This is a genomic window from Bacillus cereus group sp. MG1, assembly GCF_040460035.1.
GTDB classification, from domain to species: domain Bacteria; phylum Bacillota; class Bacilli; order Bacillales; family Bacillaceae_G; genus Bacillus_A; species Bacillus_A cereus.
In genome coordinates, this window is record NZ_JARVGY010000010.1 from 1 (window position 1) to 11363 (window position 11363).

The following is an 11363-nucleotide window of genomic DNA, read 5'->3' on the forward strand; positions in this document are numbered from 1 at the left end:
TATCTTTAAATTGCTCTAATTTAAAATTATCAACAATCAACTTACCATCTCTATAAATTCTTAAATAACCAAAATCTATTTTGGGATTCTTATAAGAAAAAGTAACAGAATCATATGTAATAGTCGGCTGTAATTCTTTTATATCCTCATAAAAAAATTCATCTCCGTTACCCTCATATAATTCAAATGACATAATCTCAATTGCACCTGTATCATCAAAATTCCTCAACACTACTTCAGAAACGTCCTTAACAAATACTTGAATATAATTATTTGAATTAACAGAAGCCTGATTATACGTAATAGTTTTAACTTGACCATCTACTTTTTTAAAATCAATAGCCAATTTATCACTAGTCCACTTATTTGTTTTTATATATAAAAAACCTGATACATTTGATACTTTAGGTAATTTAAATCGAATTTCCCGACAAGTCTTAAACAAAGTTTCTCCTGTTGAAGGATTACCATCAGTTATCTTGGTTACTGTAGAACCACACATACTACCTGATACACCCTTCAGCAAATCATTTCCTAAACTTGCACGAGAAACCTCAGCAAATGCACTTGTATCACCTATAAATAAAATTCCAAGTAATAAAGGCACTACTAATAAAAATTTCTTTATCCGCATTTTCCATTTACTACATGCCAACAAAGTTCACTCCCTTCGTCACTTGGTTTCATTTCTTCCCAAGGAGTCATTGGCTTATCTTGTTTCATATCATTATCTTTTTTCATTTCTCCCTCTCGATCCATAGGTTTATCAGGAGTCATTGGTTTATCAGGCTTCATGTCTTCCTTTTCCATTGGCTTATCAGGAGTCATTGGTTTATCAGGCTTCATGTCTTCCTTTTCCATTGGCTTATCAGGAGTCATTGGTTTATCGGGCTTCATGTCTTCCTTTTCCATTGGCTTATCAGGAGTCATTGGCTTATCTGGTTTCATGTCTTCCTTTTCCATTGGTTTATCAGGCTTCATTGGTTCTTCTTTATCCATATCTTTATCTTTCTTCATATCTTCTTCTTTCTGATTATCTTTATCTTTACAAACATCCCCCCAACATTCGGCGGGCTCAGGAGCAACAGGAAGTTTGTCAGGTGGTTTCTCTTGTTCACCCTCTTTAAAGTGCTCTTGTTTGTCTTCAAAAGGCTTATCAGGTTGTTTAGGTTTATCAGGCTTTATGTCCTCAGGAAGAACAGGTTTAATCGACAAATCCATATCGTCAGGAATCTTCAAATTATCCCTAATATCCTTAACAGCATCCGCGATTTCTTTTGTGTTCTTTGCTATTTCATCGGTGTTCTTTTTAATCTCACCTGTATTTTTAGCTGTTTCACCCGTATTCTTTGAAATTTCATTTACTGCACTTGTAATTTTATCTAAAGCTTCTTTAATAGCTTTATCAGAACCACCACCTTCAACTGGTGGTTTATTATCCTCTTTTGGTTCTTCTATATCTCCTGAACCACCTGGTTTATCATCAGGAATTTTTTCATTCACACAAATTCCATTATTTTCTCCATCTTTGTCTCGAAAATCCTCAGGATTTACATGTTCTTCAGGAAGTTCATAATACTTTGCACCTTGCCCCCAATATTGAGTTACTCCAGTACCTTCAGCATTTTTAGGAAATCCTTTAATTTTAAAACGAACATATCCTTTAACTTTCCCATTCACAAACACGTAAAAAGCATATGTTCCATTTTCTTTGACTTTAATATCAAACTCATTTTTCTCTTGTGACGGCCTAGTCCATTTCACTAGTCCAAAATTAAAACTACAATCATTAACAAGCATCAACTCACTCAATTGAAACGTCACTACGTCTTTAGCATCACTAATCTTTAACGAAAGACTGTAATAACCGCCAACAAGCCCTTTATTTTCTATGGAAACCCCTTTACTTCCTACCATTTGAAATGATGGCGTATCAGCAAAGACAGGAACTGTACGGAAAATAATACAAAATGTACATAAAAAAATTATGGCTGCTTTTTTCATATCAATCCTTCCTAACAAAAAATAGCTAGGCGATCCACCCAGCTATTTGATTGTTTTATTAAATTTATAGTTAACTTCTTGCTATTTAAGGAGTGATTTTTGATGATTAACGAGTAAATAAATCTTTAGTGTTAAACGCTACTAAGAACGTTAACGGAATAGCAACAGAGAATGCGATAATAGGCCAGTAAGCGCCTAACCAGTTAGTTAAACCATTTGCAACATCTGCAAGATTATAAGTTAATGAAATTTTTGGCATTTCCAAAATAAATTCCTCCTAGTTAATCAATCATCAAATTTGTCTTTTACTAAATGCGCTACGAAAAATCCGAACAGTATCCCAAACAAAATGACTAACAATGGCATCATTGTTGACCAATTCATATGAAAGTTACCGAATAATTGAGACATCGATGGTCTGAATCCAAATTCAGGCATTGAAATCAACTCCTAAAGGTGTTGTACACTTTACCAATACAGTAGATAGCAAACGCCCCACCAATGAATAAATAGATCACTGGTAACACTGAACTAAACATGTTGAAGGCATACTGCAAGATTCTTCCCACGTCCATGCTAAAACTAATAGCCATCACCCCAAGCTTTGACGGTGGTGAACATCATTATTACGAACACAAGAAAGGTTATAAAACCTAACGAATATAATACAACTGAATTATTCATGAAGAACCAATACAACATATCTAGAAACGCTAAATCATTCATTATCTATCAAACCGCCAATCTTTCAGCAATGTGAACACGATAATTAATAAAAATGGTAATCCAAACAAGGAATATTGATTCAACAAGTTTTCTAAATTAAACTCGATCATCGTAAAGCACTCCATATCCAGTTGAATGTCAACACCAACAAGATTAACAATAACAAGAAACTAATTAACATATCACCATAGGTAAGTGTCTGGAAAACTGCAAAACTACCATTCTTAGTCTGCACTAAGTAATTAGGCATAATTTCCGAAATAGTTTTGTACAATTCATTTAAATCGATTTTATCTATCATAAAATCACTTTAAAGCTGTAAAAGGAAATTCCTCTAAAATATTAAAATCAGAAATTTTAGTTTGAATACCACGAGGAGACATATTAAAAGCAATAATAGCTTCAGCAACAATTGGATAATTCAAAGAACTAAACTTTTCTATAAACTCTTTTCTAAAAAAGACCTTAGAAGGAAGATATCCAAAACCAGATTGCTCACTATTATCAGTTGTAGTTAAAAAGTGAATATTAACACCTTCGATTCTTTCATTATTATCATTTGTGAAATCAACTTTCTTACAACCTGTTAACATTACTTTCATTAATTGCATATTTACACTCCTTAGAATCTTTTTTAGTCATACAATGTCGTTTTATGTACACCTTTGTCATACATTTAATTATAAGAAAAACTAGAAAAAAATTCTAGTCTTTTTTTAAAAATATATGGATTTTTTAATGTATTAGACTTCCATTATAAAATAGAGTAAAATTATTTTAGACATTTTTCATTATAAATCTTTAAAAATTCTTTGAAGTCACGAATTGGGAAATTTTCTATTAAGTCTAAATCCCCTTTCGTGATTTTTTGTTTGCCCTTATTTTCTAAGTAACTAGCAAACTCTTTCTTTGTATCATCATCTTGCGAAAAAATTTCAGACAACAAATATAATTTTTTAGAAACACTATGAGACAACCATTTAAACGTACGCTCAACATTTGCAACAGGTAAAGCCTCTGCTAATCTTAATTTACTTGCTTGTCCTATATATTGCCTCCAAAAAGGTGCAATATTCCACCTATTTCTATTAGAATCTTCCTTATCGACAACACGAAACGAAATATAATTATTTATAATACCAAAATACATTTCTTCAATACTAAAATCATTAACTACAAGTTGTTTAACAGCACGATCAGCACGCTCCTTTTTCAAACGCAACTCATGCCTAGTCCAAAATTCTAAACCTTGAATCGAATCACTATCTTTATTCTTTTTTTTCTGCTCTTCTAACTTATCATAAACAACCCATCTCAATTTACTAGAAGCACTTCCAAAATAAATCGTAGAACCCTGCAATCGTCCCTGTTCTAAATCAAAAGTTTCAACAACAAAACTTGTTTTCCAACGACTCAAACATTCTCTTCTTTTTATTTTAGACTTTAATTTTTTAACAGAAAAATAACCTACAAAATCATCAATAGCAATATCTAAACGGTCAACTTTAATCCAAGAAAAACCATGCTCGTCTGCAAATGCAATCCTATCAAACAAACCATACCAGCCAACAGAGGATAATGTTTCAAACCATCTGCAACCAGAACCAGACATAATAATTCTAGAACGATTATCAGCACCATGCATAAGAATGTGTATTTCTTCAAAAGAATATCTAGACAAATAACCATAAGACTTGTGAAAACCATCTATCTCCTTAGAAAAAACAGTAGGATCTAGACCTAAAAAACTACAAATAGATTCAAACTCTTCACCATAAACAAAAGTAAACTCCAACCAGTCCACACAAACCGAAAGAGACAATTTTTCAATATGTTTTTCCATACAAACACCTCTAAAACAATACAATAAAAGCAAAATAAAAACCGCGAATTTTTTGCCTAATTTTTTAAAAGAACCGTGAAAAAAACAAAGAGGGACGAACCCTAGAGCCACAAGCGTTTGGGGGCGATTGACCTGTATTTTCTACTGGGGTGTTACTAGCCCCCAGTAGAAACATGAAATCAGCCATTCAATTCCTTGATTTCAACAAATCATTCATTTCTTTATAATCCTTATAAGTCTGTAATAAAGCATAACGAATAACAGCTGAATCTTTAAGATCAAGACCTTCCATAAGTAAACATTCTTTAACATACTGCAACTTGTTATACTCATCTTCAGAAACTCTTAAATTCAAACGAATACCTTTAACTTTTGACATTATATAACCTCCTCAATTGAAGCATACAATGTCATACACCATATGTAAAGAGTTTCCATTTTCCTCCTTGTAAATATTATACCAATATATAAATCTTTTAACCTTCATTAAAAAATGGAAATTTTATCAATGATTTTCCGTGCATTTTTTTGTGAATTCTGTACAGATTTAAAAGTGACCTGAACCCAGTCTAGGGAAGGGATAGTGTAAATATCAGATGGCCCGGGAACCCCCGTGTTACTGGACGGGAGTTCCTCATTTCGCAACTGGAAATTTTCCTTCGAATTAGACAAACAAAACACCCACTAACTCCAAAATATTTATTATTAATTTCTCTTTTTCAATTCTCTTTCTTTCCAACCTTTAAACTCATCATAAAAAAGTTCTGGATTATCTGCTTTAAGATCACATAGAGCATCAGCATCTAAACGTTTAGATAAATCTAAATGAAAAACACCGTATTTTTTCTTAACAGGATATAACGGATAACCCATAATAAAAGCAAACTCTTCCCAATCAACAGAACGTTTTTTACTTCCACAACAACACTTTTCATCTTCACAGTTATACACACTCTCACAATCCACACAATAACTATATACCATCGACAATTTCCTCCTAATGCTTTTCCCTCTTAATACGTTCAACTGTCGCCTCATTCTTAAATAGACGTTTATTCAATACATCAATCTCAACATCTTTTTCCTCAACTAAATGATATAACTTAATAAAATTATCATCAGTTTCAATACGATGAGCCTTCAAATCTGTTTTAATCTCCTGAATATCCCTATCAATCTTATCTAATTTATCAATAATTTTATGTAACAATTCTTCCATAATTAAAACCTCCCAAATTTAATCTTAAAAAAGTGCGACTCTATCCCTATTATTATTAACAAGTTAAGTAAAGAACTATTTAAATCTCCCCTTGTTCTTCATATTTACGTCTTCTTTCTTCAGCCATATATAAAATAAAACTTGTACGATTTAAGGCTTTATATTTTAAATTCATTTCTCTTGCAATTGTCATTCGTCTATCATTTTCAATATCAACTAATTCATCAATTAATGACAACTCACTATCAGTAAAACGAAATGACCTATGTTTTCTTTCTTCGCTTATTTTTTGCATAACTAAAACCTCCTACAAAACTATCGTATACACAATATAACACATTTAAATTACAAAAACAACCTTTGTATACACGAAATATTTTTAAGTGTACACAAAGGTATATGGTTAAATCATATTTTAAACTTTTTTAATACATTTCAAAACAATATTTTTAAAATAAACTCTAACAAAATACCAAATTAACAATATCAAAAATCCTGTCGTAAAAATAAACAAATCACTATATATATCAGATACATACTTTGTTGTAACAACACAGATCATTGCAAGCATACATATATCAAAAACTACAATTAACCAAAATTTAAAATTCAACTTTAAATCAGCAAACATACAATCAACATCCCCACAATTAAAATTATAAGAAATGACAAACCAACTCTATTTGCTATTTTTTCACCATACTTATTACATAAATAAGCATGCAACTTATCATGTTGTTTAGAAAGAAATCTATAAAAATACTTTGTTAATAAAAGTACAAAAAGATAATAGATTCCAATTAAAATAACAAAAAGAACAAATAACGTTAACATATTAACTTCAGGTGAAATACAACCAAATTTAATTAGAAATGTCATAATAGCACCTAAAGCCAAAAATTGAAGTTGTGACATAAACTCATCATCTTGACTACGATATCTAGCAAACATATATACACCTCTTAAACTTTACTATTCTTTAAACTAAATTTACTCATTACTCTAAGAGTCAACATAAGCAAACTAACATTAAGAATAAAAGCAAACAAAAGCGATATTACACTTAAATCCTTAAAATATACCGATATCCCCAAATACAAAAGAAACAATAAAAAATTTGTAAAAACTGCATATCCAATATTTTCACCACTTATAGCATACTTCCTAAAAATCATCTTTTTATCTTTTAATTTATCTATATTTTCATTAACAAATTTCCTATCCATAGATACATACTTAACAAAGATAAAAATAGCAATTCCAATTGCTATTAGAGTTAATAAATTAAATTCAGTACCAACTAAACACCAACTAAAATAAAAAAACATCGCAACAATATTAAACAATACATGAATATATTCACGATAAAACTTTTTAAACATATATATCCCCCTTAAAACGCCTTATTCCGCTTCACAACCTCTTTTTTATAAACTACATAGATATGACTATCTATATAACTTAAATCATCAAATATCCAACCTCTGTCTTCTAAGTACTCCTTATGTACCTTAACTTGGTTAGATTGATCACTCCTCAAATATTTCAGCGTTTTAGATAAAACAGTTACCTCTTTTTCATTACAAATAGGCAAATCCATTACATATCACCCTTCTTTTAACGTGTCTAACATGCCTTTAAACAAGAAACAAATCCCTAGAGTACCAAACAACGTAACAATAACATTTTCCATCAAAACAACCCTCTATCTGTATTTGCTAAAAGGTTAAACAAGAAACAGGTAGTATTTTCTTACGCTCTGCTTCATAAAATCTCCACCTTTTTCGCTGCGCTACATTCTTGCATAACTTTTTTAGGCTCGTTTTTCTTCATCGCCAAGTCGATAAACTCAAAAGTGAATATATTTAACTATCAACTTGCCTATCCATTATACGAGCCTAAACGCTTGTACTACCGACCTTTATATTTTCTTTTATTCTATTTACCCATTACGCTTTGCGGGGCTAGCCCCACACCCCAGCCAATCTCCAACCTCAAAAGCGAAGGAATACCTTTAAAACCTAACCCGTAAACCAATTTAACAAGAAAACAATTACAGCAATGAATGAACCATAAAACAGTCCATCTCTCGCCATACTTTTCAACCAATCCACATGTATCATTTCAACTATTTATCCTCTCTAATAAATATCCATATCACTAACTAATAAATAAGCAATCACTATCGAACCTAACCACAGCACACTAGCACCTACAATATATTCAATCATCTACTTAGCCATTTGACTAAACATCAAATCTAAATTGTCAAAATGATGTTTAATTACTTCACAATTATTTATTTCTTCTTCATCTAATCCATAGCGATCCATGAGTACATCTAGAAACCTTTTCATCTCTTCATGTGCTTTATTTATTCTTTTCACTTCTTCACGAAATCTTTTCTTCTTTAAAATCCCCATAACAACGTTCCTTCCTTGATATAATTTTTATAATCTTATGAAGTCCTCCCGCCTGTACCGCGCATACAGCTTACGCTGAATGCTTGTACTGGCGTCCGTACTCTTCGGCGGTCGTCTTCAACGCTTCTAAAAATTCCATAAAGTCTTGGCGTTTTTCTGGAACTTTTACTGGCGAAACCATTGCACTTGTATCATAAATTTTTGAACCAACAACAAAAGCTTTCTTTTTACTTATACGCATTCTCTTTAAATAACGTTTAGATTGAATGTCATACATCGTATAGTAAAAGTATTTTTTATCACTTGAAACCTTAACAAGAACGTTCGTAATACCTCTTATACGTGAATCTAAATCATCAAAGCTAGGCGAAGCAATAAACAACGTACAACGTAATTTTCGAAGATAATACGATACTTGAGAAAAGAATTTAACCGAGTTACTCGAAAAACTTCGAGCATCCAAATCAATATGAGCTTCATCTAAATTTAAAATTGTAGATTTTTCTTGAGCAATATTTTTAAAATGTTCTATTTCAGTAAATGGCTTTGAACCAACTACGCCATAATTGCTATACAATACGCAATTACTTTTCTGTTTAAAGTGATGTGCAAACAATGTCATTCCTAATGTCTTACCGCTTCCAAGAGGACCTTCAAAGACCATTACGTTCATGCAAGTTCATTTCCTTTCACTACTTTTGCACTATTAGCTGAAAGTGATAATGATGGATTCGCATTCGCTTTCAGTAAATGACTTAATTTCGCATTACCTTTAATTCTGTCAAACATAGTTAATATTTTTAGAACCTTTTCATAGAAGGCAAGTGGTAAACTCTGTTTTTTTACAGAAATAACATAATCAGCTATATCTTTACATCCATTCTCATTAAGCAATAAAATACCTTTCATCTGAGATGCATTCAAAGGCACTGAATTTTCCTTCATGTATTGAAATAATTGAACCGTTTCAATACTTTCACTTGAAGTATCTTCTTCTAAAATTTCTTCTTTCATTATGTCTTGAACATCTGGTAACACTTCTTCTACAACTGTTTTTTCTAAAGTCACTTCACTCATTCAGTTCACCCCATTATTTAAAAATAGCTAGTAAAACAATAATTACCCATGGCATAAAACCAATTAAATCAAATTGTTTTTTTCCTGTTTCAAATTCAAAAATCCCTTTTAACGCACTAGATCGTCGTAATCTTTTAATATTTTCCGCTTCAATTCTTGCCGGTTTTTCTAAATTATAAATGTGATACACATAACCGTGATTATCATCAAGTAATCTCAATTCATTATCACGTGGTAACATGGCTGTACTCGTTTCTAAAATCTCCGAATCAAACGATATAACCTGTTCTACAGTGCATGTACCCTCTTCCTTAATAATTAACGCTCTATGTCCTTCAAATTGTGGCTGTACTTTTCGTTTCGTTTTAGCTAACATTTCAATCACTCTCTCTTTTTAATTCCATTTTCTTTTTAACCACATACAAGGTAACACTATAAATAGAAATACAGATAAACAAATCGCACTTGATAACTCAAACATTGCATTAAAAGCCTGCATTTTTAACTCTCCTTTTTCGAAGTTGCATCACAAACTAAAATTAATAAACAACTAACGACTCCCAATATCAAATAAATCATTCTTCTATACCTCTAAAGAATTTCAATGTATCTATTACCATCCAAGAAACAATTGTCGTAAAAAATATTAATAAAATAGCTTGTCCTATAATATCCAATATCGTCACCACCATTTAACCGTATCTTTAAATCGAATAAATAAACTACTGTAAGTCATGATGATATAGCAAACAAAATATACGAAAACTAAAGCAAATAACGTCGTTATAACGGTTGTCCAACCGTATAGATAAGCAAACACTCCAAGGTAATCACTAATTCGCAAAGGACGACTTGCTGGTACGCTTAAATCATTTAAATACTTTGCCATTTGCGCAAGCCAACCAAGAACAGGATTAAATATTGTATCAATTAACGCATTCATTAATGATGACCACCTCTGAATAGATCCATGAGCTTTTTAACAAACAAGTACCAAATAAAACATGTGACAACCATCGGAACTACTGTTAACAAACCAGTAGGAAGTAATATATCTGTCGCTGTCTTAAATCCCTTCATCGAAGCACTAGGAAAAGATACATTCCCACCATCAAAATTAGGTTGTACCCATAGAAATAAAGTTTTAAAGAATCCCGCTATTACAGCACCTAAAAACTGAAACAAGGCAACGAATAATTTTATAATTGCTACTACAACTTGAAACAGCTTTTCTATGAAATAAAAGATTCCTTTTAAAAAATCCAATAGATATTGAAATGGTGTAGCTAAAAAATCAATAAACGTTTTTAACGACTTTATAACCGCTTCAAATCCACCTTTTAAGAACTTAACAAACTTCTCCATCATGATTGCTTATAACCCACCATAATCCTTCTAATGCTTATAGCAACAGAGAATGTAATCATTAATACAAACGCTAGAAATAATACGTTTTCCCCAGCATGAAATGCATACTGGAGAAATTGTATTAAGTCCTTAGATGTAACTGGTTGTATCAAACTAAGCACCTACCTTAAAAATAACTTCTTCGTGTTAAACGCAACAATAAACGTTAATGGAATAGCAATACTAAAAGCAACGATAGGCCAAATTCCACCGAACCAATTTTTAATAGATTCCATTAAATCAGAAAGACCAAAATTAAAAGCGATATCAGGTATTACTTGCACTTGTGGAATACCTGGAACAGAATTACTTAAATCACTCTCTATATTCCAAGCCGATACAGCTTTAATCTGAACTTGATATGATTGTCCATTTTTCAAACCGGTAATCGCATATGATCGTGCTGTAACCAATGAATCATTTACCTGTTTTCCATCTACAACAATGTGATAACCCTTTACTTTCACACCAGCATCATAATTCGTTAAATTAACAATTAGAGAACCATCTTTAGGTGTTATCGTAGGATTAGATGGTTTAATTGGTTTAGCTAAATTAGGCTTTTCATCAGTTTTAATTACTTTTTCTATGCCCTTAGATTCAATACCATCAGATGATACAGCAACAAATTTATATTTGTATTCAGTGTTAGGACTTAATTCCT

The 11363-nt window shown here is 31.5% G+C and carries 19 protein-coding genes and 1 pseudogene; all 20 read right to left on the minus strand.

Annotation, left to right across the window (positions count from 1 at the left end):
• Positions 1-655: pseudogene (locus tag QCI79_RS34660) on the minus strand (fibronectin type III domain-containing protein); the annotation flags it as partial.
• Entirely contained in the window at positions 625-2004 is a 1380-nt protein-coding gene (locus tag QCI79_RS34665) for a hypothetical protein (protein ID WP_015484801.1), read from the minus strand. The pseudogene QCI79_RS34660 and the gene QCI79_RS34665, both read right to left, overlap by 31 nt.
• Before the next feature lie 106 nt (positions 2005-2110).
• Complete coding sequence (locus tag QCI79_RS34670) at positions 2111-2269, minus strand: hypothetical protein (protein ID WP_000425805.1); 159 nt, start codon at positions 2267-2269, stop codon at positions 2111-2113.
• A gap of 20 nt (positions 2270-2289) precedes the next feature.
• Positions 2290-2442 (minus strand): hypothetical protein, encoded by a 153-nt coding sequence (locus tag QCI79_RS34675; RefSeq protein ID WP_001113828.1) that lies wholly within the window; start codon positions 2440-2442, stop codon positions 2290-2292.
• Between the two features lie 593 nt (positions 2443-3035).
• Entirely contained in the window at positions 3036-3341 is a 306-nt protein-coding gene (locus tag QCI79_RS34680; RefSeq protein ID WP_001176491.1) for a hypothetical protein, read from the minus strand.
• 161 nt (positions 3342-3502) lie between these two features.
• The gene (locus QCI79_RS34685; RefSeq protein WP_000410863.1) at positions 3503-4573 is read right to left on the minus strand and encodes a replication initiation factor domain-containing protein; all 1071 of its coding nucleotides are present in this window, start codon (positions 4571-4573) and stop codon (positions 3503-3505) included.
• Between the two features lie 187 nt (positions 4574-4760).
• The gene (locus QCI79_RS34690; protein ID WP_000048809.1) at positions 4761-4952 is read right to left on the minus strand and encodes a hypothetical protein; all 192 of its coding nucleotides are present in this window, start codon (positions 4950-4952) and stop codon (positions 4761-4763) included.
• Between the two features lie 326 nt (positions 4953-5278).
• Positions 5279-5557 (minus strand): hypothetical protein, encoded by a 279-nt coding sequence (locus tag QCI79_RS34695; protein WP_000263095.1) that lies wholly within the window; start codon positions 5555-5557, stop codon positions 5279-5281.
• A 13-nt stretch (positions 5558-5570) separates the two neighbouring features.
• A complete protein-coding gene (locus QCI79_RS34700) occupies positions 5571-5792 on the minus strand; it encodes a hypothetical protein (protein ID WP_000391859.1) in 222 nt (73 codons plus the stop codon).
• Positions 5793-5871: 79 nt separating this feature from the next.
• On the minus strand, positions 5872-6087 hold the full coding sequence (locus tag QCI79_RS34705) for a hypothetical protein (RefSeq protein ID WP_001169628.1): 216 nt from the start codon (positions 6085-6087) through the stop codon (positions 5872-5874).
• Positions 6088-6407: 320 nt separating this feature from the next.
• Positions 6408-6743, minus strand: a complete 336-nt coding sequence (locus tag QCI79_RS34710; protein WP_015484799.1) for a hypothetical protein — start codon at positions 6741-6743, stop codon at positions 6408-6410.
• A gap of 11 nt (positions 6744-6754) precedes the next feature.
• On the minus strand, positions 6755-7174 hold the full coding sequence (locus QCI79_RS34715) for a hypothetical protein (RefSeq protein ID WP_015484798.1): 420 nt from the start codon (positions 7172-7174) through the stop codon (positions 6755-6757).
• Between the two features lie 11 nt (positions 7175-7185).
• Positions 7186-7392 (minus strand): hypothetical protein, encoded by a 207-nt coding sequence (locus tag QCI79_RS34720; protein WP_015484797.1) that lies wholly within the window; start codon positions 7390-7392, stop codon positions 7186-7188.
• Between the two features lie 631 nt (positions 7393-8023).
• Positions 8024-8215, minus strand: a complete 192-nt coding sequence (locus QCI79_RS34725) for a hypothetical protein (RefSeq protein ID WP_015484796.1) — start codon at positions 8213-8215, stop codon at positions 8024-8026.
• 70 nt (positions 8216-8285) lie between these two features.
• Positions 8286-8888, minus strand: a complete 603-nt coding sequence (locus QCI79_RS34730; protein ID WP_015484805.1) for a hypothetical protein — start codon at positions 8886-8888, stop codon at positions 8286-8288.
• A complete protein-coding gene (locus QCI79_RS34735) occupies positions 8885-9292 on the minus strand; it encodes a hypothetical protein (protein WP_015484804.1) in 408 nt (135 codons plus the stop codon). Before QCI79_RS34735 ends, QCI79_RS34730 begins: the two co-directional genes overlap by 4 nt.
• 13 nt (positions 9293-9305) lie before the next feature.
• Positions 9306-9668, minus strand: coding sequence for a hypothetical protein (locus QCI79_RS34740; protein WP_000880239.1), 363 nt, complete (start codon positions 9666-9668; stop codon positions 9306-9308).
• A 306-nt stretch (positions 9669-9974) separates the two neighbouring features.
• Positions 9975-10235: a hypothetical protein gene (locus QCI79_RS34745; RefSeq protein WP_000992627.1), complete on the minus strand. Its 261-nt coding sequence runs from the start codon at positions 10233-10235 to the stop codon at positions 9975-9977.
• Complete coding sequence (locus QCI79_RS34750) at positions 10235-10660, minus strand: hypothetical protein (protein ID WP_015484803.1); 426 nt, start codon at positions 10658-10660, stop codon at positions 10235-10237. Before QCI79_RS34750 ends, QCI79_RS34745 begins: the two co-directional genes overlap by 1 nt.
• Positions 10661-10821: 161 nt before the next feature.
• A partial coding sequence (locus QCI79_RS34755) for a fibronectin type III domain-containing protein (protein ID WP_353842282.1) occupies positions 10822-11363 on the minus strand: 542 nt, incomplete at its 5' end.